Below are 23,912 nucleotides of genomic sequence, written 5' to 3' on the forward strand. Positions count from 1 at the left end.
GTCAACGTAGGTTGACACCATGACCGATGCAACCGATCTCGCCGCGCGGGCCGGGGACCGTGATCCCCGGATCGGCCTTCGGGCCGTGACCGCACTGCGGCGGCTCCTCGAGCAGTTGGAGGCCGTCCAGGTGCGCAGCGCCCGCGCCCAGGGCTGGTCGTGGCAGGAGATCGCGGCGGAGCTGGGCGTGAGCAGGCAGGCCGTGCACAAGAAGTACGGGAGGCATTGATGTTCGAGCGATTCTCGGCAGGGGCCCGGGCCGCGGTGATCGAGGCCGTGGAGCGGGCCCGGCGCGACCGCGCCGCCCTGGTCACCGAAGAGCACCTGCTGCTCGCGCTGTTCGACGCGGAGGGGACCAGGGTGTCCTTCGTGCTGCGGGCCCTCGGTGCCACCGACCGGCGGGCCTCGCTGGAGGCACAGCTCTCCGACGCCCACCGGCGGGGCGGCTTGTCGAAGGCCGACATGGAGGCGCTCGCGGGCCTCGGGATCGACGTGCCGGAGATCGTCGCCCGGGTCGAGGAGGCCCACGGGCCGGGCGCCCTCGCCGACGACCGCAAGGACGGCTCCCGGCGCTTCGGAGGGCCCACGTTCAGTCGCGAGGCCGCGAGCGTCCTGGAGCGGTCGCTCCGGATCTGCCTCGGCCGCCGCGAGAAGGTGATCGGCGACGAGCACCTGCTCCTCGCCCTGACCGTCCGCCCGGGCGTCGTGGCCGAGGCCCTCGCGGACCACGGCATCACCTACGAGTCGGTGGAACGCGCCCTCGGGCAGGGGGCGTCCGCCGCCTGATCCGGCGGGCCCGCGTACCGCGGGGCGGGGCTCAGGCCCGCCGGTCGACGTACTCGAAGACCGAGCCGTCCGGGTGGACCGCGATCAGATTGCGGCCCACCGGCGTGGGGACCGGGCCGGCCAGGATCTTGGCGCCGGCCTCGGCGAGCGCGGTGAACGCCGCGTCCACGTCCTGGACGGAGATGGTCGCCGCGACCTTGCGCAGGACCTCCAGCTCCTCCTCCGGTCCGCTCATCAGGAGGAAGCACCCGACGGCCGCCACCGACACCCCGCCCCGCTCGAAACGCTGGGCCGGGGTGCCGGTGAGCCGCTCGTAGAAATCCACCGCGGATTCGAGATCGTCGACGCAGATACGCAGAGTGGTCCCCAGAATCACCATGCGAACGAGCCTAGTTGAGGATCACCGGACCCGGCAGAGGATCTCGCCGTGGGGGACCATGAACCAGCCGTCCTCCTGTCCGCCCCACTCCCGCCACGCCTCCGCGATCTCCTTCAGCGTCTCCGGCGTCGCGTGCCCGCCCTCCACGGCCAGCCGGGCGTAGACCGACTCCGTCGTCCGGTCCGCCCACAGTCCGCTCCACCACGCCCGCTCCTCGGGCGTCGCGTAGCGCCAGGTGCCCGCCGTCGTGGTGATGTCGGTGAACCCCGCCGCGCGCGCCCAGGCGAACAGCCGCCGCCCCGCGTCCGGTTCGCCGCCGTTGGCCCGCGCGACCCGCCGGTACAGCTCCTGCCAGCGGTCCAGGACGGGGGAGGCCGGGTACCAGGTGAAGGCCCCGTAGTCGCTGTCCCTGGCGGCGACCACGCCGCCGGGACGGCACACCCGCCGCATCTCGCGCAGCGCCCGCACCGGGTCGCCGACGTGCTGCAGCACCTGGTGGGCGTGGACGACGTCGAAGGAGTCGTCGGGGAAGTCCAGGGCGTGGACGTCGGCGACCGCGAACTCCACGTTCTCCAGGCCGCGTTCGGCGGCGACCGCCCGCGCCTTGGCCAGGACGTCCTTGGAGGCGTCGACCGCGGTCAGGCGGCCCGGCGCGACCAGCGCGGCCAGGTCGGCGGTGATCGTACCGGGGCCGCAGCCCACGTCCAGGACGTCCAGGCCGGACTTCAGCTCGGGCAGCAGATAGGCCGCGGAGTTCGCGGCGGTGCGCCAGGTGTGCGAGCGCAGCACCGACTCGTGGTGCCCATGGGTGTAGACGGCGGTCTCGTGCGGCCTTTGCTGATCGGAGGCATGCGTCATGACCGGACTCCCTCGGAATAGGTGGGTACGGCAACGGTACGCGCATCACCCGCATGGTGAGACCCGTATCTCGCCATGTGGGCAACCGGTCACGCGAACAGACGCCGCCGGTAGCGGAGTTCGTCGAGCGCCCGGCCCGCCGTCGTGTCCTGCACGACGGTGCCGTCCGGCCGCCAGCCCGCGGCCTCGTAGAAGCGGCGCCCCCGCGCGTTGTCCGCGAGGACCCACAGCGCCGCGTCCTGGAACCCGTCCACCACGAGCGCCTCCTCGGACGCGGCCAGCAGCCCCCGGCCCACCCCCGAGCCCCACACCTCCGGCACCACGTAGAGCGCGGCGATCTCCCCGGTCGTGGCCGGATCCAGCCGGTCGTCCGTTCCCGCGTCCGGTCCTTCGCCCGGTCCCTCGGCCGTTCCCGCGTCCCGTTCCTCGCCCGGCCAGGCCCGGAAGCAGCAGAACCCCACCACCTGCCCGGCGGCCCCGTCCTCCGCCGCCACGAGCACGCCCGGCGCCTGCGGCTCCGCGAGCCGCGCCGCCCAGACGGCGGCGCGCTCGTCGACGTCCAGGGAGTCGAGGTACGCGCGGGGGAGCAGGTCGCGGTAGGCGGCCTGCCAGGAGCGGACGTGGACGGCGGCGATCGCCGCCGCGTCCTCGGGCAGCGCTGATCGGATCGGCATGCGCCGCATTCTCCGCGCGCCCGCGCGAGCACAGCGAGCGGATTTCGCGACCCGCCCGCGATCCCGCCCGCGATCCCGGCCACGCCCCGCCGGCGATCCCGTCAGCGCCCCCGCTCCCGCCCCCGCCCGTGCCCCCAGCCGGGACCCCGCCTCCACCCCACGGAGGCGGGGCATACGGGGCGCCCGCCTGGGTACCCGGCCGGTGGGGAGCCCGCCGTGGTCGACCGCCACGGGCCCGTGGAGGAAGGATCTCGATGCGGTACGAAACGATGTCCTCGCTCGCCCGGCAGCTCCGCGTCGACGCCGTGCGCGCGACCGACGCCGCCGGTTCCGGCCATCCCACCTCCGCCATGTCGGCCGCCGAGATCGGTGCCGTCCTCCTCGCCCGTCACCTCCGCTACGACTTCGACCGCCCCGACCACCCGGGGAACGACCGGCTCGTCCTCTCCAAAGGGCACGCCTCGCCGCTGCTCTACGCCATGTACCGGGCTGCGGGCGTCGTCGGTGAGCGGGAGCTGCTCAGTTTCCGCCGCGAAGGCAGCCTCCTCGAAGGGCATCCCACACCCCGGCTGCCCTGGGTCGACGTCGCCACGGGATCGCTCGGCCAGGGGCTGCCCGTCGGCGTCGGCATGGCGCTCGCCGGGAAGTTCCTCGATCACGTCCCGTACCAGGTGTGGGTGGTCGGCGGGGACAGCGAGATGGCCGAGGGGTCCGTCTGGGAGGCCGTCGAGCACGCCGCGTACTGCCACCTCGACAACCTCACCCTGATCGTCGACGTCAACCGGCTCGGCCAGCGCGGCCCCACCCGCCACCAGCACGACCTGGGCGCCTACGCCGAGCGTCTGGAGGCCTTCGGCTGGCACACCGTACGGATCGACGGCCACGACGTGGAGGCCGTCGACGCGGCCCTGCGCGAGGCCCGCGCGACCCTGCGCCGGCCCACGGCCGTGCTCGCCGCCACCCGCAAGGGCCGGGGCGTGGCCGCCGTCGAGAACCGCGAGGGCATGCACGGCAAACCCCTCCCGGACGCCGAGGCGGCCATCGCCGAACTCGGCGGCACCAGCGACCTGCGCGTCGAGGTCACCGAGCCGCCCGCCGCCCTCGTGCCGCGCCCGGTCCCGAGCGGCCCGCCGTCCCTCCCGACGTACGCCCGGGGCAAGGAGGTCGCCACCCGGGACGCCTACGGCGACGCCCTCGCCGCCCTCGGCCGGACGCGCGGCGACGTCGTCGCCCTCGACGCGGAGGTCGGCGACTCGACCCGTACCGACCGCTTCGCCAAGGAGCACCCCGAGCGCCACTTCGAGTGCTGGATCGCGGAGCAGCAGCTCGTCGGGGCGGCGGTCGGGCTCCAGGCGCGCGGCTACGTCCCGTACGCGGCGACCTTCGCCGCCTTTCTCACCCGCGCCCACGACTTCGTCCGGATGGCGGCCGTCAGCCGGGCCGGGATCAACCTCGTCGGCTCGCACGCCGGCGTCTCCATCGGCCAGGACGGGCCCAGCCAGATGGGCCTGGAGGACCTGGCCATGATGCGCGCGGTCCACGGCTCCACCGTCCTGTACCCCTGCGACGCGAACCAGACGGCGCGGCTCGTCGCGACCATGGCCGACCTGGCCGGGGTCCGCTATCTGCGCACCACGCGCGGGGCGACGCCGGTCCTGTACGGGCCCGAGGAGGAGTTCCCGGTCGGCGGGAGCAAGGTGCTCCGCGACCACGGCGAGGACGACCGGGCCACCATCGTCGCCGCCGGGGTGACCGTGCACGAGGCCCTGCGGGCCGCCGACCGGCTGGCGGGCGAGGGGCTGCCGGTCCGGGTGATCGACCTCTACTCGGTCAAGCCGGTCGACGCCGCCACCCTCGACCGGGCGGCCGGGACCACCGGCTGCGTGCTGACCGTGGAGGACCACCGACCCGAGGGCGGCATCGGCGACGCGGTCGCCGAGGCGTACGCCAACGGCCACGGCGGTGTCCCGCGCCTCGCCCGGCTCGCCGTCCGCTCCATGCCGATGTCGGCGACCCCGGAGGAGCAGCTCCACGAGGCGGGCATCGACGCGGACGCGATCGTCTCGGCGGTCGAACTGATGCTGGAGCGCGTGCTGGTGCGCTGAGGCGACCCCTCCCTGACGGACCGTCACAGGACGAAACATGACGAGCCCGTGAACAGATCGTTCCCGGGCCTTCCCCGCGCCTAGCATCGGGCCCGCCGCCCCCCACCCACCGCGTGTCCGCAGCCGCACGGAGGAGAAACGTGCCCCACCAGTCCGCGCCGGCCCGCCGGTCCCTGCTGAAGCTGCTCGCCGCCGCCCCCGCGGCCTCCGCGCTCACCGGCCTTGTCTCAGCGACCCCCGCGAAGGCCGCCACCGCGCCCGGCATCCTCAAGCCGCTGCCGCCGGAGCTGTTCACGATCCGCGGCACCAACGCCGAGTCCCGCTTCGACGCCTTCCAGGACACCGGCCTCCTCACCCCCACGGAACGCTTCTTCGTCCGCAACCACACCTCCACCCCCGTCCTCGACGCCGCCACCTGGCGGCTCACTCTCTGGGGCGACGGTCTCCACGGCCGCGGCCCCGTCCACCTCACGTACGGACAGCTGCGCGACCTCCCCTCCGTCACCCGTACGGCCCTGGTCGAGTGCGCCGGAAACGGCCGCAGCCTCTACGCCGGCCAGCAGGGCGAGACCGTCACCGGCACCGCCTGGACCCTCGGCGCGGTCGGTGCCGCCCGCTGGCGCGGCGCCCGCCTCTCCGACGTGCTGCGACGCGCCGGGATCGCCAGGGACGCCGTGGACGTCCAGCCGCGCGGCCTGGACGACGAGTACGTCACCGGGGGCGTGAACCTCGGCCGGGTCCGCCGGCCGCTGCCGGTGGCCAAGGCGCTCGACGACGTGATCCTCGCGTACGAGATGAACGGCGAGCCCCTCCCGTACGACCACGGCTACCCGGTCCGCGTCGTCGTGCCGTCCTGGGTCGGCATCTCCTCGGTCAAATGGCTCGGCGACATCGAGGTCTCCACCACCCCGCTCTCCTCGCCCTGGTCCACCGACTACTACCGGCTCTTCGGCGCCGCGCATCCCCCCGGCGGCAGCGCGCCGATCACCCGCCAGACCCTCAAGTCCGGGTACGAGCTCCCCTTCGGCGCCACCCTCGAGGCCGGTCGCGTCCACCGCCTCACCGGCCGCGCCTGGTCCGCGCACGCGCCCGTGCGCCGGGTGGAGGTCTCCACCGACGGCGGCGCCCGATGGCGCCCCGCCCGGCTCCTCGACGCGCCCCGCCGCGACGGCTGGGTCCGCTGGACCACGCCGTGGCGCCCGCGCCACGCCGGCCCGGCGACGCTGCTCTCCCGGACCACCGACGCGGCCGGGAACGTCCAGCCCGAGCGGGCCGTCCACAACACGCAGGGCTACCTCTTCAACGCGGTCGTCCGCCACCCGGTCGCCGTCGCCTGAGACGGCGAACCTCCCCGAACCTTCGTATAAAGGCACTGGGGGCGCCGCGCCGGCGCCACCCGATGCTCGGGTGCGCGGGAGGTGCGGGAGATGCGGCAGACGGCCCCGGAAGGGCGCGGACCCGTCAGTTACGGACCACCCGCCCCGGAGCCCGGTCTCCCCGTACTGCCGGGCCTCGCCGCGATCCTCGCCGCCGCCGCGGACCGCACCGCCTTCGAACCGTCCGGCGGCGGCCCCGTGCTCCGCGAGGCCGCGTCCGGCTACTGGTGGCGGCGCGGCCTGCGCACCCACGCCGAGGACGTGGTCGCCGCCCCCGGCGCCCGGCCCCTGATGCTCGCCCTGATCGCCGCCCACGGCGGCGACGTCCTGCTGCCCCGGCCCTGCCCGGCCTGGTGGACCCCGCAGGCCCGGCTCCTCGGCCGCCCCGCCTACCACGTGCCCACCCCCGCCGAGTGCGGCGGCGTGCCCGACCCGTACGCCCTGCTCGAAACCGTCCGCCGGGTCCGCGCCGAGGGCGGCCGGCCCCGGCTGCTGCTGCTCTCCGTCGCCGACGACACCACCGGCACCGTCGCCCCGCCCGAACTCCTCCGCGAGGCCTGCGAGGCCGCCGTGGCCGAGGGGCTGCACATCGTCAGCGACGAGACCTGGCGCGACACCCTGCACCGGCGCGCCGACACCGTCCTGCTGAGCCCCGCCGAGATGTGCCCCGACGACGTCACCGTCCTGTACGACCTGGCGGGCGCCCTCGCCCCGCCGGCCTGGCCCTGCGCCGTGGCCCGCTTCCCGCCCACGGGACGCGACCGCGCCGACCGCTACACCGACCCGCGCGCCCGCACCCTCGACGTCCTCACCGCGCTCGGCGCCTTCGTCGCGGGCCCCGTCGCCCCCGCCGCCGCGCACGCCCTCGACGAACCGGAGGACGTCACCGTACGGGCCGCCCGCGCCGCCGCCCTGCACGGGCAGGTGGCCGCCGCCGTCCACCACGCGGTCCTCGCGGCGGGCGCCCTCGCCCGGCCGCCCCAGGCGGGCCGCCACCTCTACGCGGACCTCGGGCCGCTGCGCTCCGGGCTCGCCGCGCGGGGCGTCACGGACTCCATGGAGCTGGAGAACCACCTCGGCCGGCGGCTCGGCACGCCCGTACCCGGCGGGCACCGCTTCGGCGACGAACTCGGCGCCCTGCGCGTGCGGTTCGACACCGGTGCCTTCCTGGGCGCCGACGAGGAGGAACGGACGGAGTCCCTCACCTCCGCGAACCCGGTGGAACTGCCGCACGTGGCCCGGGCGTTGACCGATTTCGCGGCCGCCCTGGAGGAACTCCGGTGACCGCCGGGGGACTTCGACCGCCGACGAGACCGTTCCGACGAACCGCGTAGAAACGGAGCCCGCAGATGACGGAACAGACGGCACGGCCGACGCAGGCCCCGCAGCCCGTACGCGACGGCCGCACCGCCCCCGCCTCCGCCCCGTCGACCGTCCTCCGGCCCCTCGGCCGGACCAGGACCGACTGGCCCCGCTCCTTCGCCGACCGCCTCACCGCCCCGCTCCCCGGCGTCCGCGCCATGGCCCGGCTCGCCCGCGAGGGCGCCGTCCGCCCCGGCGCCGAGGGGCTGCGCGACATTCCGCTGCTGCCCTTCGCTCCCGGCCCGCTCCCCGAGGCCGGACCCGACACGCTCGCCGTCACCTGGGCGGGCCACGCCAGCTGGATCCTGCGCGTCGGCGGCCTCACCGTCCTCACCGACCCCGTCTGGTCCCGCCGCATCTTCGGGACCCCCGCCCGGATCACGCCCGTCGGGGTCCGCTGGGAGGACGTGCCGCCGGTGGACGCCGTCGTCATCAGCCACAACCACTTCGACCACCTCGACGCCCCGACCCTCAAGCGACTGCCCAAGGACACCCCGGTCTTCGTCCCCGCCGGTCTCGGACGCTGGTTCGCCCGCCGCAGGTTCAGCCACGTCACCGAGCTCGACTGGTGGGAGGCGGCCGAACTCGACGGCGTGCGCTTCGCGTTCGTCCCCTCGCACCACTGGTCCAAGCGGACCCTCCTCGACACCTGCCGCTCGCTCTGGGGCGGCTGGGTGCTCGGCGACCGCACCGGCCGCCAGGTGTACTTCGCCGGTGACACCGGCTACGGCCACTGGTTCGCCGAGATCGGCGCCCGTCACCCGGGCATCGACCTCGCCCTGCTCCCGATCGGCGCCTACGAGCCGCGCTGGTGGCTCCGCGACGTGCACACCGACCCCGAGGAGGCCGTCCGCGCCTTCCAGGACCTCGGCGCGCGCCGGATGGCGCCCATGCACTGGGCGACGTTCGTGCTCTCCTCCGAGCCGGTCCTCGAACCGCTCACCCGCGTCAGAGCCGCCTGGGAACGGGCCGGACTGCCCCGCGAGGCCCTCTGGGACCTCCCGGTCGGCGCCTCACGCGTGCTCGTGCCCTGACCCGTGGCTCTCCGACCCGCCGCCGCTCCCTGATCCCCGGCCCGGCCTGCCGCCGCGTCCCGTGCCCCGGACCCGCCGCCACAGCGCCGGAGCCGCGCTGATCAGCAGGGTAAGTCCGACCGCCGCCACCACGCCCTGCCACGGCTCGGGGAAGAGCGAGCCGCCCAGGATCCCGATCAGCTGGTACGTCGCCGCCCAGGCCAGGCAGGCCGGTACGTCCCCGCGCACGAAGCGCCGCAGCGGCACCTGCGCCAGGAGGCACGCCAGCATCACCGGGATCCGCCCGGCCGGCACGAGGCGCGACAGGACAAGGACCGAGACCTGGTGCGTGGCGAGCTTCTCCTGAGCCTGCGCGAGGCGGTCCGGCGTGACCCGGCCCTCCAGTGCGGCCAGCCACCGCGACCCGTTGCGCGAACGGACCCCGCGCTGCCCGAGCCAGTACAGCGTCACGTCCCCGAGCAGTGCGGCGAAGGCGGCCACGAGGAACACGTAGAGCAGGGAGAGCGGTGAGGTCTGGTGGAAGGCGACCACGGCCGCCGAGCTGACGATCGCCCCCGTCGGCACCACCGGCACCAGTGAGCCGAGGGCCACGAGCAGGAACAGCGAGGGGTAGCCGACCGCCTGCTGCGTCGACTCCGGCGGCAGATCGCCGGCCGCCCCCAACAGACCATGGATCACCGGGCGACCTCGGGCCGCACCCGCGCGCCGTGTCCGAGCAGGTGCACCGCCACCTTCGGCGCGAGCCGCGCCGCCTGCCGCACGAACTCCTCGCCCGGCGCGTGGAACTCGTGCGGGCGCACCGCGTCCAGCCCGATCGGCCAGTACGTGCCGTAGTGCACCGGCACCGCCGCCGCGGGAGAGAGCGCCGCGAGGGCCTGCGCCGCCCGGCCCGCGTCCAGATGGCCATGCCCCAGGTAAGGACCCCAGCCGCCCACCGGAAGCAGCGCCACGTCCACCGGGCCGACCGCCTCCGCCATGTCGTCGAAGAGCCCGGTGTCACCGGCGAAGTACGTCCGCGCCTCGCCCTCGACGACGTACCCGAGCGCGGGGGAGCGGTGCGGCCCCACCGGCAGCCGCCGCCCGTCGTGCCTGGCCGGGACCGCCCGTACCGTCACGCCCTCCACCGTCACCGTGTCGCCCGGGCCCACCTCGGTCACCCGCAGCCCCCGCCCGTCGAGCCTGCGCAGCCCCGGTACGGCCCGGGGCGCGCCGCGCGGCACCACGATCACGGTGCCGGGCGCGAGCCGGGCCAGCGAGGGCAGGTGCAGATGGTCGGCGTGCAGATGGGAGACGAGCACCGCCTCGGCGCGCGCGGCCTCGGGGGGCGGCGGTGCGCCGCGGCGCCGCCGCAGATGCGCCAGCCTGCGGGCGAAGAGCGGATCGGTGAGGAACCTGACCCCGGAGTCCTCGACCGTGCAGGTGGCATGACCCCACCAGGTGACCTCCACCGGCCCGCCGCCTTCCCTGCCGTCCTCGCCTTGTCTCGAGGGTAAATGTCCGGAGCGGGCGACGCGGGGCGTCTACGGTGGGATGCGGGGGTAGCCATCCGTCAGCAAGGGGATGGGAGTCGCGGTGAGCACGATGGGGACGACCTGCAATTCGGCGCAGTGCCCGCGCTGCGGGGGCGTCCTCGCCGTCACCCAGGACGGCTGGAGGATCTGCCACACCTGTGGCTACTCCTCGCCGCCGTGAGGCCCGGGCCCGCCGCCCGGACGTGGCCTCCTCGGGTGCCCCGGTTCGGAGTAGGGTCGGTCCATGGACGACGTTCGGGTGGCGGCGATCGCCAGCCTCACCCCGCTCGAGGAACTCGACAGCGACCCCTTTCTGGTCGACACCCGCAGCCAGCACGCCCTGTGCGCCCGCTGGGCCCTGGACAAGGGCTATGTGGTGGTCAGACAGCTTCTCTTCTACTGCATCCGGCCCGACCACGCCGCGCTCTGGGCGGACGTGGACGCCGGGGAGGTGGACCTCTTCGTCGCCGCCAACGAGCGCGTGCTGGCCCGGGCGTTGACCGATGCGGCCGGGTTCCACGCCGAGTGCGAGCGGCGCGGCGTACGGCTCGAGACCGCGGGTCTCGACGAGCCGGCCTACGACTCCGCCCGCAAGGCCGACGTGCACCGCAGGCTCTCCATGCCCACCGCCGGCTACGACGGCTGCTGACCCCGGCGACCCGCGTACCCCCGCCCCGCCCGGCTCGGCGCCATGTGGGTGATGTGCCACGCTTGAGGCAGGTAACGGGTGAAAGGTGAACCAGGCGTGGGTGACGGGCGATGGCGTACCGACGGCCGCTGGCGGACGGCGGGCAGCGCCCTGGTGCGGGTGATCGTGGTCTGGGCGGTGTCCACCCTGACCATGCTCGCGCTGGCCGGACTGCTCCCCGACTTCCAACTCCAGTCCGCCGACGGCGACAGCATCACCCGCACCGCGCTGACCGCCGTGTGGGGCGCGGGCGCCTTCGGTCTGCTCACCGCGCTCGTGTGGCCCGTCGTCGTCCGCGCGCTCCTGCTCGTACCGGCCCTGGTCCTCGGCCTGTTGGTGTTCTTCCTCAACGGTTCGCTGCTGCTCATCGCGCTCTGGTTGGTCCCCGACGGGCGCGGCGCGGCCGATCCCGAGACGGCCGTCGTGGTCGCCGCCGTGATGTCGGCCGTCGCCTCGGCCACTTCCACCGCCCTCGCGGTCCGGGACGACGACGCCTACCGCCGCCGCCTCTACCGGCTCGCGGACCGCAAGCGGCCCCGTGCGGTGAGCGGAGGCCCGGAGACCGTGCCGGGGACGCTCTTCCTGCAACTCGACGGCGTGGGCCACCGGGTGCTCCGCGACGCGGTCGCCGACGGACTGATGCCGACCGTCGCCGAGTGGCTCGACACCAGCCACCGGCTCACCCCCTGGCGCACCGACTGGTCCAGCCAGACCGGCGCCAGCCAGCTCGGCATCCTGCACGGGTCCAACGAGGACGTGCCCGCCTTCCGCTGGTACGAGAAGGACACCGGCCGGCTGATGGTCTCCAACCGGCCCGCGAGCGCCGTCGAGCTCCAGCGCCGCGCCATTGCCCGCACCGGCGACGGCGGACTGCTCACCGTCGACGGAGCCTCGCGCGGCAACCTGTTCAGCGGCGGCGCGGACCAGCTCGCCCTGGTCCTGTCGATGGCCGCCCGCAGGGGCCGGAGCAACCGCTCCCGCGCCGGGTACTTCACGTACTTCTCCGACCCCGCCAACGCCGTCCGTACGGCCGGCTCCCTCGTCACCGAGGTCGTCCGCGAGATCGCCCAGTCGACGCGGTCCCGGCTGCGCAAGGAGACCCCCAGGGTCTCGCGCGGCGGCCTCTACCCCTTCGTCCGGGCCTTCGCCACCGTCGTCGAACGGGACGTGGTGGTCGCCGCGGTCATCGGTGACCTGCTGGCCGGACGGACCGCCGTCTACGCAGACCTCGTCGCGTACGACGAGGTCGCGCACCACTCCGGACCGCACGGCCACGACACCGACCGGGTGCTCGCCCGGCTCGACCGGTCGATCGCGCTGCTCGCCAAGGTCGCCGAGCACGCGCCCCGCCCGTACCGGATCGTGCTCCTCTCCGACCACGGCCAGAGCGCAGGACCGACCTTCGAGGGTGCCTACGGGCTGACCCTGCGGGATCTCGTCCGGGCCGGCTGCGGGCTGCCCGTACCGCGCAGGGTCCGCCGGACCCGCAGCGGTTCGGAGGCCCGCGACGCGGCCCGCGACGCGCTGCGCAGCGTGCTGCACCGGCCGGTGGACGAGGACGGCGAGCAGCCGGACGAGCAGGTGGGGGAGAAGGCCGAGCCCGTCGTGCTCGCCTCCGGGAACCTGGGTCTCATCTCCTTCCCCGGGGTTCCGCACCGGCTGACCCGCGAGGAGATCGACCGCAGGCACCCCGCGCTGCTGCGCACCCTCGCCAACCACCCGGGCATCGGCTTCCTGCTGGTGGCGAGCGCCGAGCACGGTTCGGTCGTGCTCGGCCGGGACGGCGCGGAGGTGCCGGTCGCCGCGCTCGCCGACGACGGACCGCTCGCGGTCTTCGGGCGCGGCGCGGCGGACGCGGTCCGGCGCACGGACGGCTTCCCGCACGTCGCCGACATCATGGTCAACTCGATGTACGACCCGGCGACCGGGACCGTGCACGCCTTCGAGGAGCAGATCGGTTCGCACGGCGGCCTCGGCGGCGAGCAGGGGCACCCCTTCCTGCTGTGGCCCGTGGACCTCTCGGAGCCGGTGCCCGGCGGGGCCGAACTGGTGGGCGCGGAGCAGGTCCACCAGGTGCTGCGCCGCTGGCTGTGGGAGTGCGCGGGCCCGCAGGTGCCGCTGGAGATTTCCCCGCCCACGAGCGATGCGGAAGCATTTCTTCCGGTTGACCGGCCGGTCGCACCGGAGAAAAACGGCTGATTTGGCGGGGCGTCTCACCTCCCGGACCATGTTCGGGTTTGCACGACGAGAGGCGCACCACCCCCCATGAGCACGGCCCCACCCGAACCGTCCGCGTCCACCGAAGAGACCAGGCACGCCCGCCGGTTCGGACTCCCGATCGCCACCGCCCTGGTCATGGGCAACATCATCGGCGGCGGGATCTTCCTGCTCCCCGCCTCCGTCGCCCCCTTCGGCACGATCAGCCTGGTCGCCTTCGCCATCCTCACCCTCGGCGCGATCGCCCTGGCCCTGGTCTTCGGCCGGCTCGCCCACCGCCACCCGCAGACCGGCGGCCCGTACGTCTACGCCCGCGCGGCCTTCGGCGACTTCGCCGGCTTCCTCGCCGCATGGTCGTACTGGATCACGGCCTGGGTCTCCAACGCGGCGCTCGCCGTGGCCGCCGTCGGCTACCTCGACGTGCTCGTCCCGGTCCACGAGTCGAAGGCCGCCACCATCGCCGCCGCGCTGACCCTCCAGTGGCTGCCGGCGCTCGCCAACCTCGCGGGCACCCGCTACGTCGGGGCGGTGCAGCTGGTCGCGACCGTCCTGAAGTTCGTCCCGCTGCTCCTGGTCGCCGTCGGCGGGCTCTTCTTCTTCGACAGCGCCAACCTCGGCCCCTTCCAGGCGGGCGGCGACAGCGCGCTCGGCGCGGTCTCCGCCTCCGCCGCGATCCTGCTCTTCAGCTACCTGGGCGTCGAGTCGGCCGCCGTCAGCGCGGGCGAGGTCCGCGACCCCCGGCGCAACGTCGGCCGCGCGACCGTCCTCGGCACCCTCGGCGCCGCCACGATCTACCTCCTCGGCACGGTCGCCGTCTTCGGTACGGTCGCCCACGACCGGCTCGTCGATTCCACCGCCCCCTTCTCGGACGCCGTGAACGTCATGTTCGGCGGCTCCTGGGGCGGCACCGCCATCGCCTGCATGGCCCTGGTCTCCATGCTCGGCGCGCTCAACGGCTGGACGCTCCTCAGCGCCCAGACCCCGTACGCCGCCGCCCGCGACGGGCTCTTCCCACAGGTCTTCACCCGCAAGCGGCGCGGCGTCCCGACGGTCGGCGTCCTCGTGACCGTCGTCCTGGCCTCGCTCCTGACGGTCTACAACTACACGGTCGGCACCGAGGGCGTCTTCGAGATCCTGGTCCTCGTCACCACCTTCACCGCCACCGTCCCGTACCTGCTCTCCACCGCCGCGCAGATCTACTTCCTGCTCTCCGGCCGCTCCGAGCGCGTCGACCGCGCCCGGCTCGTCCGCGACGGCGTCCTGGCCGCCGCCGCGTTCGGCTTCTCCATGTGGCTGGTCGCGGGCTCCGGCTACGCGGCCGTCTACCAGGGCGTCCTGTTCCTCTTCGCGGGCGTGCTCGTCTACGCGTGGATGTCGGCCCGCAAGGTGCGCAGGGCGGAGGCGGCCGAGGTGCGGGCGGAGGCCTCCCTTCGTGAAGACGACGGCGTGACCGACGGCGCGGCCGAGCGCGTGAATTCGGGCGTGTCGGCGTAGGCCGCCCGGGCGGATCCGCCGCCCGTTCCGGCACGTCGGGCCCGTCCCGGGGCAGTACGCATCTCCATGAGCCCCGGCACGACCGCCCGCCCCGCGCCCGCCGCTCCGGCGGGCGCGGCCCGGCGTGCCGTGCTCGTCCTCGCACTCGTGCTCGCCGCCCTGTTCGGGGTGGGCGCCGGTGGGGCCGGACCGGCCTGCGCGGAGGCCAGGCACCTGTCGTCGAGTCAGCCGGCCGATCCCGGCGGCGAGGCGCACGAGCTCACCGAGGCGGCCACGGCTCCCGGGCGGCTCCGCTCCCGGCGCCGGGGCGTCCGCCCCCGGGACCCGCGCGGGACCCCGGCCGGGGGCCCGTCCACCGCGCCAGGATCCGGATCCGTCCCCGTCCCCCGTCCGCCCGGCGATGTCCGGCGGTGTGTGGTGATGCGCTGCTGAGAGGGCCGTCCCTCTCGCGCACCTCACCCCCCACCGCAAGGAGCTTCGCCATGCCCGTCGACCCCTTCGCCGTCCTGCGCGCCCTGCTGCGTGCCGAGGCCGCCCGCGCCGAACGGGGCGCGCCCGCCGAGCCGGAACGGCCACCGGCCCGCTCGCCCGAGCCCGCCCCCGGCGGCCCGGGCCGCGAGGGACGTCCCACCCCGTAGGGGACCCGTCGGCGGGCCGGTTGCGGAACGGTGCACGGTGGACGAGGCTGACCCGATGACCTCGACCGACCGGCATCCCACCACCGATCGGTCCGCCGGCCCCACCGGCCGCGACAAGGCCCTCACCGACTGCCTGGGAAGGCTCCGCGACCGGCTCCTGGCCCTCGCCCGCCGGCCCTACTGGGACCGCCCCGACCCCGCGTACCTGATCCGCCGCTGGCCCGACCTGACCGCGCTCTGCGCCGCCACGCTCTTCTTCTGGGCCTCCCTCACCCCCTCGCTCGTCCCGCGCCCCTGGTACCTCCAGGGCGTCGTCGGCGGCATCACGGCCGCCATCGGGTACGCGCTCGGCTCCTCGGCCGCCTGGCTGGTGCGTGCGCTCCCGCCCCGGCTTCCGGGCGAGCGCTTACGGGCCCGGTGCTGGCAGGCGTACTGGGTCATCGCCCCTGTGCTCTCGGGCTGGCTGATCTCCGAGAGCGCCCGGATGCAGCGTCAGCTCCGGGACCTGCAGGGCCTGCCGCCCGGCCTGACCTGGCACACGCCGATGATCGCGCTGATGGCGCTCGCGCTCCTGCTCGCCCTCCTCCTCGTCGCCCGGGCCGTACGGCTGGCCTCCGCCCGGCTGATCCGGCTGCTCGGCCGGCTCCTGCCCAAGCCGGTCGCCTTCGCCGTCGGGGCGCTGCTCTCGACCCTCGCCGTCCTCGTCGGAGTCCGGGACGTGGTCTTCGACCGGGGGATCGTCGACGTCGCCGACCGGATCGCCGAGGCGACCAACGGCGGTACGAAGGAGGGCATCCACCGGCCCGTCTCGCGGTACGTCTCCGGTGGCCCGGGCTCCCTCATCGCCTGGCAGGACCTCGGCTACCAGGGCCGCAACTTCACCGGCTCCGTCCCCACCCGCGCCCGCGTCACCGCCGTGAGCGGCGGTCCGGCCATGGACCCGGTCCGCGTCTACATACCTTCGGCGCTGCCCGCCGCCTTCACGGACGAGCGCCCCTTCGCCGCGCAGGCCCGGCTCGCCGTCCGCGAACTGGAGCGCACCGGCGCCTTCGACCGCCAGGTCCTCGTCGTCGCGGGCACCACCGGCACGGGCTGGGTCAACCCGAACGTGGCCGAGCCGCTGGAGTTCATGTACGGCGGCGACACCGCGATCGTCGCCGTCCAGTACTCGTACCTGCCGAGCTGGGTCTCCTTCCTCGTCGACAAGGAGAAGGCCGGGCAGGCCACCCGGGCGCTCGTCCAGGCCGTGCGCGCCCGGATCGACGCGCTCCCCGCCGAGCGCAGGCCCACGTTCCTGGTCACCGGCGAGAGCCTCGGGGCCTATGCCGTGGAGGCCTCCTTCGACGGCCCCGACGACCTGCTCGCCCGCACCGACGGGGCCCTGCTGCTCGGCACCCCGAACTTCTCCCCGGCCTCCCAGGAGATCCGCCGCGACCGGGACCCCGGCAGCCCGGTGTGGCGGCCGCAGTACGAGGGCGGCGCGCGGGTGCGCTTCGCCCAGTTCCCCGCGGCCGACCTCGCGCGGCCCCCGGCCCGCTGGCAGTTCCCGCGCGCGGTCTATCTGCAGAACGCCTCCGACCCGGTCGTCTGGTGGTCGCCCGACCTCCTCCTGGAACGCCCCGCGTGGCTGGCGGACCCGCTCGGCCCGGACATCACGCCCGAGATCGACTGGTTCCCGTTCGTTGCCTTCTGGCAGACCTCGATCGACATGGCCGTCTCGTACGGAGTGCAGGCCCCGCACGGCCACCGCTACGGGGCCGGCGCCGTGGACGGCTGGGCGGCGGTGGCGCCTCCGGAGGGCTGGACGGCCGCCGACACGACCAGACTGCGGGCCTACATCCAGCACCGGGCGGCCGCGTACTGAGCCGGGGGTCAGACGACGACCGTGAACGCCTGCGCGAGCAGCGCCTGTTCGAGCCGGAGCCGAGTACGTCGTGACGAGCGGCAGCCCCGCGGTCCGGGAGGGCGCGACGATCCTCCAAGCGCCCCGGCAGGAAGGCCCTTTCAGCCCGCTGCCCGGGCGTCCTTGGCCCCCGTGCCCCGGCCGTGCAGGGCGACGAGCGTGATCAGACCGGCGGCGAGGACCACGAGGGCCACGAGGGCGGGGACGAGACCGACGAGCGCGCCGGAGGCGAGGGCGCACACCCCGCCCACGGCGAGGACCGTCGGGCGGCGGCCCGAGGAGCGCAGCACGATCGCGGCGCCGCCGAGCAGGAAGACCCCGACCCCGCCCGTCAGCGACCAGGCGACCACCCCGTGCAGGGGCTCGGCGAGGTCGTAGTGGCCGGTGTCGGCGACCTGTTGCAGGACCTTCTTCATTCCGAGCGCGCAGAGCACGACTCCCGCGACCAGCGGCAGATGCAGGAAGGTGTACGTGTCCCGGGCGAACCGGGTCCGTTCGTCGCCGTCCAGCGCGGCGAGCCGGTGCTCGGCGCCCTCCGCGAGCCGCCAGAAGTACAGCGCCCACAGCGCGGACGAGAGCAGCAGCCCCGCGGCCGCCGCGCCCAGGACGGCGACCGTGACCGGGAAACCGGAGACCCCGACGCCCATCGCCACGATCGACTCGCCGAGCGCGATGATGACGATCAGGCCGTGCCGCTCGGAGAAGTGCGCGGGGGAGTTGACCCGCCAGCCGGAAGCCCCCGTCACATAGATGCCGCCGTAGTCGATGACCACCGCGCCCAGCCACAGCAGGAGTTGGACCCTGCCGGTGTAGGCGGAGCCGATCAGGAGCAGCACCAGCGGCGGCAGGACGGACAGCAGCGCGGTGCGCCGCAGCGTGGCCCGCAGGGCGGCGTCGTCGGGGCTGGAGAGCCAGTACGAGACCAGATGGAGCACGCGTACGGCTCCGTAGCAGAGCACGAAGAGCAGCGGCGCCGAGAGCCCGCCCGGCTGGTCCGCGAACACCTCGGGCACCACGAGCGACACGATGAAGACGACCGCCATCACGGTGACGAGCACGGCGAACAGCGCGCCCGAGTCGGCCCGTACGACATTGCCCAGCCAGGCGAAGCAGCACCAGCACCACCAGAGCAGCGCGAGCACGATCATCGCGCCGACGACCCGGGTCGTCGAGGGATCGGCCGCCATCAGGGCGGTCACCTGGGTGATCGCGTACACGAACACCAGGTCGAAGAAGAGCTCCGCAGGCGTCACCCGGTGTTCGTCCCCGGCCGCGACCATCCGCGCCCGGTCCCTGCGCCACGCCATGTGCGTCTCCCGCCGTCCCGTCGGCGACCCCCGCCGCCACGGCGCGAACACTACCTACGGACGGGGCCGGAACACCCGCAGGTCGCGTACTTCGAAGGACATCTCGCGCGTCCCCGGATCCGGCGCCGGGTGGTAACGGCCCGCGCAGACCGAGAGATTGACGATCAGACAGGCGTGCCAGGACGCGCCGACCCCGCGCCCGTCGGCGAACACCTCGTCGTCGTCGAGCCACCACACCACCGAGCGCGCGCCGAACTCGGTCCGCAGCCGGATCCAGCCGCCGGGCCGCACCGAAGGAGAGCGGTGGTAGAGGTGGGCGCCCCGGACGCGGTTCGACAGTTCGAGCAGGTCGGGGTTGTCGGGGTGGTACTCGAAGACGTCGACCTCCTGGCCGCCGTCCCGCCAGGTCCAGATCGCCGGCCACGCCCCGGTCTCCTCGGGGAGCCGCACCCGCGCCTCCAGGACGTCCCCGGCGCGCACCTCGAACCCCTGCGGACTGCCCTCCGTCGTCAGCAGCCCGGAGTCCCACAGCCCGTCGGGCCTGCGGGTCGCGCGGAAGACCCCGGACCGGCTGTAGGCGGGGTCCTCCACGAGGTGGTCCAGCTTGTTGTCACCCCGGTTGGTCGGTCCGCCGTTCGGATACGCCCAGGAGCGCCCGGCGACCCACTGGTCCCGTGAGGTGAAGTCGGCGGTGAAGACGGGCTCGGAGTCGAGGGGCGAGGACGGCATGGTGGGCTCCTCGGGCAGGGGCTGTGATCGGCCACCCGATGTCTGCCCGCGCCGGCCCCCACCATGCGGAGGTTCTCACTCCTTGTCGAGAACTAGTCACGGTGTGTTGACGTGGTGGCAGGTGCCGTGACGACGCGCGGGAGTGCGGCCGGGTGCTCGCGGACGAGCCAGCCGACGAGCTCCTCGCGCACCGCGCAGCGCGTGGTCCACACGTCGTCGGCGTCCTTCGCGGTCACCAGCGCGCGGACGGTTATGCCGGTCGGGGAGGTGTCCGTGACGGCGAGGTCCCAGCCCCGCCGGTCCCAGGTGGGGCAGGTCTCCAGGAACTCCCGCAGGTGCGCGCGCATCGCCTCGACGGGCGTCGAGTGGTCGCAGTGGACGAAGACCGTGCCGGTCATCTCGGCACCGCCCCGCGACCAGTTCTCGAAGGGCCGGGAGGTGAAGTACGAGACGGGCAGCGTGACCCGTCGCTCGTCCCAGGTCCGTACGGTGAGGAAGGTCAGCGTCACCTCCTCCACCACGCCCCACTCACCGTCGACGACGACCGTGTCGCCGATGCGGACCATGTCGCCGAAGGCGATCTGGAACCCGGCGAAGAGGTTCCCGAGCGTCGACTGCGCCGCGACACCGGCCACGATGCCGATGATCCCGGCCGAGGCGAGCAGCGAGGTGCCGAGGGTGCGGAAGGACGGGAAGGTCACCAGGGCCACCGCCGTGGCGACCACGCCGACGACGACGGCCACCACGCGCAGGATGAGCGTGACCTGCGTACGGACCCGGCGCACCCGGGCCAGGTCGCTGGAGCGCCCGGCGTACCGCGCGTACGAGGACTCGACGACGGCCGCCGCTACCCGCACGGCCAGCCAGGCGCCGCCGCCGATCAGACAGAGCAGCAGGACGTGGCTCACCCCCGCCCGGTGCTCGCGCAACGGCCCCCAGTCCGAGGCGCGCTGGGTCCACCCCAGCAGGGCGGCCAGCAGGACGACGTACAGCGGTGTGCGGCACCGGCGCAGCAGCCCCCAGAGCGGCGTCTCGGGATGGCGGGCGTCCGCGTGCCGCAGGAACAGGTCGGCGGCGCGGGCGACGGCGAAGGTCACGAGCGCCGAACCGCCGAGCACCAGCGCGAGTCGAAGAAGGCTCTCCATGGATCCCCAGAACTCCCCGGTCGATGAGTCGTGGACGCGTACAGGTCGGTCCTGCTCGCCTCACCACCGAACGGCCCGCCAAACCCCCGGCACGCGTGGCCCGGGCCCGGATTACCTCGGACGTAATCGACCCGCGCCCCGCGCGGCGGCATCGTGGTGTCCACCGGAGCTCGGCCGGCGCACTCCGGCCGAGCTCCGGGACCACGACCAGCAAGAACGTCCTCGATGGAGGCTGATCCGCCATGTCCCAGGCCCTGCTCGCCGGACTCTCCCGCACCACCCGGCCGACGTCCATGCTGCGCCGGTTCCTCGCCCTCGACGCCGTGGTCACCGGGGCCAACGGGCTCGCCTACCTCGCCGTCTCCGGGCCGCTCGGCGAGCTGTTCGGCGTCGACTCCGCGCTGCTCGTCGAACTCGGCCTCGTGCTCGCCGTGTACGCCGCCGGTGTCGCATGGGTCGCGAGCCGCGCCGAGCCCCCGGTCCGCGGCGTGAAGCTCGTCGTCGACATCAACGTCCTCTGGACCGTGCTCAGCGTCGGCGCGCTCTTCTCCTCGCTGGAGTTCACCACGGCCGGCGTGGTGTGGAACCTCGTCCAGGCCGCCACCGTCGCCGGTTTCGCCGGACTCCAGTGGTCGGCCCTGCGGGCGGCGACCGCTACGACCTGAGCGACCGCAGATACGCGACCGTCTCCGGGTCGGCCGGGAGCAGCGTCTCGATGGCCAGCTCGGCGACGGTCACGTCCATCGGGGTGTTGAACGTCGAGATCGACGACACGAACGACAGCACCCGGCCGTCGTGTTCGATCCGCAGCGGCAGCGCGAAGTACGGGTAGGGCTCCGGGTCCTCCCGGTCGCCCGGGTCCGCGGCGCCGCCCTCGGGGAGCGGGTACGCCGCCACCTCCTCGTACAGCTCCCGCAGCGGCTGCGAGCGGGACAGGGCGATCTGACGCTCCATCTGGGCCAGCAGATGACCCCGCCACTCCCGCAGGTTCCTGATCCGGGGCGCGAGCCCCTCCGGGTGCAGCGTGATGCGCATCGCGTTCAGGGGCGGGGTGAGCAGGTGCTCCGGCAGCCCGGTGAGCAGCAGCCCGATACTGTCATTGGCGGCCACGACTGTGTACGAGCCGTCCACGACGAGCGCCGGATACGGGTCGTAGCCGCGCAGCAGCTGCTCGATGCCCTCGCGGAGGGTGTCAAGGCGCGGGTCGTCGAGCGTCGACTCCCGGTAGTGGGGGGCGTAACCGGCGGCGAGCAGCAGCGCGTTCCGGTCCCGCACGGGCACGTCCAGGTGCTCGGCGAGGCGCAGGACCATCTGCTCGCTCGGCCGGGAGCGGCCGGTCTCGATGAAGGAGATGTGCCGGGCCGAGGAGTCGGCCCGCAGCGCCAGCTCCAACTGGCTCAGCCGCCGCTCCTCGCGCCAGCCGCGCAGCAGGGCTCCCACGCCGGTGTCCACCGCGCGGCCCGTTCCGGTACCCGTCCCTGTGCCCGTTCCTGTGCTCGTTCCGACCGATGTCATGCTCCGACGCTATCCCAGGTGTCGGTCCGGGTATCGAGTGAAGGGGCCCGTATCGTCACCGTCAGCAACCCGACCGGAGGGAGTACGGACATGGCCACAGAGCCGCTGTCGCAGAAGGAGATCGAGGACCGGCTGCGCGAGCTCCCCGGCTGGTCCCTCAACGACGACCGGATCACCCGCACGTACCGCCTCGGCGACCACTTCGCGGCGACCGCGATGGTCGTCCACGTGGCGCAGATCCAGCAGGAACTGGACCACCACTCCGACCTGACGCTCGGCTACAACACGGTCGCCGTCTCCGTGAACACCCACTCCGCGGGCCCCGCGGTCACCGACAAGGACTTCGAACTGGCCACCCGCGTCGACGACATCGCCCCCGGGCACGGGGCGAGCTGACCCCGCGAACTAGGGTCTCCCCCATGGGGGAGACCACGCTGGACTACGACGCCGAGGCGGAGCGGTACGACGCGACGCGGGGCGGGGTGCCTCGGGCCGAGGCGGCGGCCGGGGCCGTGTCGCGGCTCGTGCCGCCCGGGGCCCGTACCCTGCTCGACCTGGCCTGCGGGACCGGACTCGTCACCGAGCGGCTGGTCAGTCCCGGGCTGCGGGTGTTCGGCGCGGACGCGGCGGCCGGGATGGCGCGCAAGGCGGCTGAGCGGGTCCCGGGCGGGATCGTCCTCGCCGATGCCCGCGCGCTGCCCCTCGCGGACGGGTCCTTCGATGTCGTCAGCGCCGTCTGGCTGTTGCACCTGGTGCCGTTCTCGGATGCGATCGTCGCCGAGGCGGCCCGGGTGCTGCGCCCCGGTGGGGTGTTCGTCGCCACGGTCGACAAGGACGCGGCCCACGACGTCGGCAGCGACATCGACCGCGCCCTCGCTCCGTACCGCTCCCACGCACGGGCCTCCGACCGGGGCGACCGGATTGCGGCGACCGCCGCCTCCCACGGCCTCGCCCCGGCGGGCGCCACCCGCTTCACCGGACACGGCCAGGGCACCACGCCCCGCCGCACGGCGGAGAACCTGCGGCGCGGCTACTACGCCTCCTGGTTCGACGGGTCGCCCGGGACCACGGACGCGCTCGTCGCCGCACTCGCCGACCTGCCCGACCAGGACCGCCCCCGTGCCGATCCGGTCTACCGGCTGGTGTCCTTCCGGCGGCCGGTCACGGGCGGCTGAACTCCATCACCCAGTTCGTCACCCACTCCCCGCCGTCGCGCGCGAACGCCTGCTCCCACCGGGCGGTGTCCGCCGAGATCCCCGACCAGCGGAACCGCACCCGTACCTCCTCTCCCGCATAGCTGTCCTCGCCGTGGAACTCCCCTGTGCCGTCCTCGGCCCACCGGCCCCTGACCGGCGGATCGAGGCGGCCGGTGCGGCTGTTGGACCAGTTCAGGGTCCACTCGCCGGTCTCCGGCTCGTACAGCCGCAGCGTCAGCCCGCTGAACCCCTTCGACGGGAAGACGATCTCGTCGACATGCGCCCGGTCGCCCCAGAAGAGCCGGCCCGTGGTGTGGCCGTCGAACTCCTCCCAGCCGCTGTCGGGGTCCAGGAAGTCGGCGAGCCGGCGGTTGCGGACGCTCCAGCGCCCGTCGAGGAAGGCGAAGCCCCGGTCGGTGGTCGAGCCCTGGTCCTGCTCTGTGGTCACGCCCCGGTCGGTGGTCAAGCCTTGCTCGGTGGTCATGCGCGGTCTCCTGTGGTGCCTTCGGGAAGGGAATCGAGGACGTAGGCGTCCAGGTCGGGGGAGTCCGGCGTCAGGATGTGCCGTACCCAGGCGTTCCGTTCGTGGTGGATCGGCGGCAGCTCCCAGACGCAGCCGATCCAGCGGAGCTCCGTCCGTACGAAGTGGGTGGGGTCCGTGTCCGGGCAGCCGAGGACCGGCTGACCGGCCGCCGCACCGGCGAAGTGGATCACGTTGTCCCACACCCAGCTGTACGCGTTCAGGTACGCGCCGGTGTCGCCGCCCCGGTGCAGCACCACGAAGGACGCGGCCGGCGTGGAGTCGGGCTCGGGGAGGAGCTCCGGCAGCAGCGCGTACGCCGCCTTCTCCACCTCCGGCGCGATACCCGCAGGGTCATGGGTGACGTGGTACCGCTTGACGTGCCGGCCCGCGATCTCGATCGGCGGCGGCACGAAGAGCAACTTCTCTGCGAAAGCCATGGCTGGACTGTAGGAGCGCTTCACTGACACCTTGT

26 protein-coding genes are annotated in these 23,912 nt (G+C 74.2%); 15 read left to right on the top strand and 11 right to left on the bottom strand.

Translation table 11 applies throughout. The features are described from left to right. Window positions 1-19 precede the first annotated feature (19 nt). Window positions 20-229, top strand: a complete 210-nt coding sequence (locus AB0F56_RS00375) for a helix-turn-helix domain-containing protein (RefSeq protein WP_362002439.1) — start codon at window positions 20-22, stop codon at window positions 227-229. Next, window positions 229-786, top strand: coding sequence for a Clp protease N-terminal domain-containing protein (locus AB0F56_RS00380; protein WP_362002440.1), 558 nt, complete (start codon window positions 229-231; stop codon window positions 784-786). The genes AB0F56_RS00375 and AB0F56_RS00380 overlap by 1 nt, the downstream gene beginning before the upstream one ends. Window positions 787-817: 31 nt before the next feature. Here the strand turns inward: AB0F56_RS00380 and AB0F56_RS00385 are convergent, their stop codons facing one another. The 3 genes from AB0F56_RS00385 to AB0F56_RS00395 form a co-directional block, all read right to left on the bottom strand. Next, the gene (locus tag AB0F56_RS00385) at window positions 818-1,165 is read right to left on the bottom strand and encodes a VOC family protein (protein WP_362002442.1); all 348 of its coding nucleotides are present in this window, start codon (window positions 1,163-1,165) and stop codon (window positions 818-820) included. Between the two features lie 21 nt (window positions 1,166-1,186). Continuing rightward, window positions 1,187-2,023: a methyltransferase domain-containing protein gene (locus AB0F56_RS00390; protein ID WP_362002444.1), complete on the bottom strand. Its 837-nt coding sequence runs from the start codon at window positions 2,021-2,023 to the stop codon at window positions 1,187-1,189. 89 nt (window positions 2,024-2,112) lie between these two features. Further along, the gene (locus tag AB0F56_RS00395; RefSeq protein ID WP_362002445.1) at window positions 2,113-2,697 is read right to left on the bottom strand and encodes a GNAT family N-acetyltransferase; all 585 of its coding nucleotides are present in this window, start codon (window positions 2,695-2,697) and stop codon (window positions 2,113-2,115) included. A gap of 254 nt (window positions 2,698-2,951) precedes the next feature. On the opposite strand from AB0F56_RS00395, the gene AB0F56_RS00400 reads away from it, so the two are divergent. The 4 genes from AB0F56_RS00400 to AB0F56_RS00415 all read left to right on the top strand — a co-directional run bounded on the left by AB0F56_RS00400 (window position 2,952) and on the right by AB0F56_RS00415 (window position 8,574). After that, the gene (locus tag AB0F56_RS00400) at window positions 2,952-4,802 is read left to right on the top strand and encodes a transketolase (RefSeq protein WP_362002447.1); all 1,851 of its coding nucleotides are present in this window, start codon (window positions 2,952-2,954) and stop codon (window positions 4,800-4,802) included. Between the two features lie 140 nt (window positions 4,803-4,942). Then, complete coding sequence (locus AB0F56_RS00405) at window positions 4,943-6,139, top strand: sulfite oxidase (RefSeq protein ID WP_362002449.1); 1,197 nt, start codon at window positions 4,943-4,945, stop codon at window positions 6,137-6,139. A gap of 90 nt (window positions 6,140-6,229) precedes the next feature. After that, the gene (locus tag AB0F56_RS00410) at window positions 6,230-7,462 is read left to right on the top strand and encodes an aminotransferase class I/II-fold pyridoxal phosphate-dependent enzyme (protein WP_362002450.1); all 1,233 of its coding nucleotides are present in this window, start codon (window positions 6,230-6,232) and stop codon (window positions 7,460-7,462) included. A 65-nt stretch (window positions 7,463-7,527) separates the two neighbouring features. Further along, window positions 7,528-8,574 (top strand): MBL fold metallo-hydrolase, encoded by a 1,047-nt coding sequence (locus AB0F56_RS00415; protein WP_362002452.1) that lies wholly within the window; start codon window positions 7,528-7,530, stop codon window positions 8,572-8,574. Here AB0F56_RS00415 and AB0F56_RS00420 read toward each other — a convergent pair. Both AB0F56_RS00420 and AB0F56_RS00425 read right to left on the bottom strand, forming a co-directional pair. Next, window positions 8,554-9,252, bottom strand: a complete 699-nt coding sequence (locus tag AB0F56_RS00420; RefSeq protein ID WP_362002453.1) for a VTT domain-containing protein — start codon at window positions 9,250-9,252, stop codon at window positions 8,554-8,556. The two genes, AB0F56_RS00415 and AB0F56_RS00420, sit on opposite strands and share 21 nt — an antisense overlap. Continuing rightward, a complete protein-coding gene (locus AB0F56_RS00425; protein ID WP_362002454.1) occupies window positions 9,249-10,022 on the bottom strand; it encodes an MBL fold metallo-hydrolase in 774 nt (257 codons plus the stop codon). The genes AB0F56_RS00420 and AB0F56_RS00425 overlap by 4 nt, the downstream gene beginning before the upstream one ends. 307 nt (window positions 10,023-10,329) lie before the next feature. Here AB0F56_RS00425 and AB0F56_RS00430 point away from each other — a divergent pair, with 307 nt between their 5' ends. The 6 genes from AB0F56_RS00430 to AB0F56_RS00455 all read left to right on the top strand — a co-directional run bounded on the left by AB0F56_RS00430 (window position 10,330) and on the right by AB0F56_RS00455 (window position 16,986). Next, complete coding sequence (locus AB0F56_RS00430) at window positions 10,330-10,734, top strand: recombinase family protein (protein ID WP_362002456.1); 405 nt, start codon at window positions 10,330-10,332, stop codon at window positions 10,732-10,734. A 96-nt stretch (window positions 10,735-10,830) separates the two neighbouring features. Continuing rightward, window positions 10,831-12,972 (top strand): phage holin family protein, encoded by a 2,142-nt coding sequence (locus tag AB0F56_RS00435; protein WP_362002457.1) that lies wholly within the window; start codon window positions 10,831-10,833, stop codon window positions 12,970-12,972. Between the two features lie 66 nt (window positions 12,973-13,038). Beyond that, complete coding sequence (locus AB0F56_RS00440) at window positions 13,039-14,484, top strand: amino acid permease (RefSeq protein ID WP_362002459.1); 1,446 nt, start codon at window positions 13,039-13,041, stop codon at window positions 14,482-14,484. A 66-nt stretch (window positions 14,485-14,550) separates the two neighbouring features. After that, on the top strand, window positions 14,551-14,916 hold the full coding sequence (locus AB0F56_RS00445) for a hypothetical protein (RefSeq protein ID WP_362002460.1): 366 nt from the start codon (window positions 14,551-14,553) through the stop codon (window positions 14,914-14,916). Window positions 14,917-14,966: 50 nt separating this feature from the next. After that, a complete protein-coding gene (locus tag AB0F56_RS00450) occupies window positions 14,967-15,122 on the top strand; it encodes a hypothetical protein (RefSeq protein ID WP_362002462.1) in 156 nt (51 codons plus the stop codon). Between the two features lie 55 nt (window positions 15,123-15,177). After that, window positions 15,178-16,986, top strand: coding sequence for an alpha/beta hydrolase (locus AB0F56_RS00455; RefSeq protein WP_362002464.1), 1,809 nt, complete (start codon window positions 15,178-15,180; stop codon window positions 16,984-16,986). 140 nt (window positions 16,987-17,126) lie between these two features. Here the strand turns inward: AB0F56_RS00455 and AB0F56_RS00460 are convergent, their stop codons facing one another. The 3 genes from AB0F56_RS00460 to AB0F56_RS00470 all read right to left on the bottom strand — a co-directional run bounded on the left by AB0F56_RS00460 (window position 17,127) and on the right by AB0F56_RS00470 (window position 20,206). Beyond that, window positions 17,127-18,332 (bottom strand): low temperature requirement protein A, encoded by a 1,206-nt coding sequence (locus AB0F56_RS00460; RefSeq protein ID WP_362002466.1) that lies wholly within the window; start codon window positions 18,330-18,332, stop codon window positions 17,127-17,129. Window positions 18,333-18,386: 54 nt separating this feature from the next. Continuing rightward, window positions 18,387-19,061, bottom strand: coding sequence for a beta-glucanase (locus tag AB0F56_RS00465; RefSeq protein ID WP_362002468.1), 675 nt, complete (start codon window positions 19,059-19,061; stop codon window positions 18,387-18,389). A 92-nt stretch (window positions 19,062-19,153) separates the two neighbouring features. Next, window positions 19,154-20,206 (bottom strand): mechanosensitive ion channel domain-containing protein, encoded by a 1,053-nt coding sequence (locus AB0F56_RS00470; RefSeq protein ID WP_362002470.1) that lies wholly within the window; start codon window positions 20,204-20,206, stop codon window positions 19,154-19,156. Window positions 20,207-20,448: 242 nt separating this feature from the next. On the opposite strand from AB0F56_RS00470, the gene AB0F56_RS00475 reads away from it, so the two are divergent. Further along, window positions 20,449-20,871 carry a hypothetical protein gene (locus AB0F56_RS00475; RefSeq protein ID WP_362002472.1) on the top strand — a complete coding sequence of 141 codons (423 nt, stop codon included), beginning with the start codon at window positions 20,449-20,451 and terminating at the stop codon, window positions 20,869-20,871. Here AB0F56_RS00475 and AB0F56_RS00480 read toward each other — a convergent pair. Continuing rightward, window positions 20,861-21,721, bottom strand: coding sequence for a helix-turn-helix transcriptional regulator (locus AB0F56_RS00480; RefSeq protein WP_362002474.1), 861 nt, complete (start codon window positions 21,719-21,721; stop codon window positions 20,861-20,863). The two genes, AB0F56_RS00475 and AB0F56_RS00480, sit on opposite strands and share 11 nt — an antisense overlap. A gap of 90 nt (window positions 21,722-21,811) precedes the next feature. On the opposite strand from AB0F56_RS00480, the gene AB0F56_RS00485 reads away from it, so the two are divergent. Both AB0F56_RS00485 and AB0F56_RS00490 read left to right on the top strand, forming a co-directional pair. Further along, window positions 21,812-22,117, top strand: coding sequence for a 4a-hydroxytetrahydrobiopterin dehydratase (locus AB0F56_RS00485; RefSeq protein WP_362002476.1), 306 nt, complete (start codon window positions 21,812-21,814; stop codon window positions 22,115-22,117). Between the two features lie 23 nt (window positions 22,118-22,140). Further along, window positions 22,141-22,896 (top strand): class I SAM-dependent methyltransferase, encoded by a 756-nt coding sequence (locus AB0F56_RS00490; RefSeq protein WP_362002478.1) that lies wholly within the window; start codon window positions 22,141-22,143, stop codon window positions 22,894-22,896. Here the strand turns inward: AB0F56_RS00490 and AB0F56_RS00495 are convergent. Both AB0F56_RS00495 and AB0F56_RS00500 read right to left on the bottom strand, forming a co-directional pair. Next, window positions 22,883-23,401 carry a hypothetical protein gene (locus AB0F56_RS00495; RefSeq protein WP_362002480.1) on the bottom strand — a complete coding sequence of 173 codons (519 nt, stop codon included), beginning with the start codon at window positions 23,399-23,401 and terminating at the stop codon, window positions 22,883-22,885. The two genes, AB0F56_RS00490 and AB0F56_RS00495, sit on opposite strands and share 14 nt — an antisense overlap. Next, window positions 23,398-23,877: a hypothetical protein gene (locus tag AB0F56_RS00500; protein WP_362002482.1), complete on the bottom strand. Its 480-nt coding sequence runs from the start codon at window positions 23,875-23,877 to the stop codon at window positions 23,398-23,400. The genes AB0F56_RS00495 and AB0F56_RS00500 overlap by 4 nt, the downstream gene beginning before the upstream one ends. Between the last annotated feature and the right edge of the window lie 35 nt (window positions 23,878-23,912).

The sequence above is a fragment of the Streptomyces sp. NPDC026092 genome (assembly GCF_040638605.1).
In the GTDB taxonomy this organism is placed as follows: domain Bacteria; phylum Actinomycetota; class Actinomycetes; order Streptomycetales; family Streptomycetaceae; genus Streptomyces.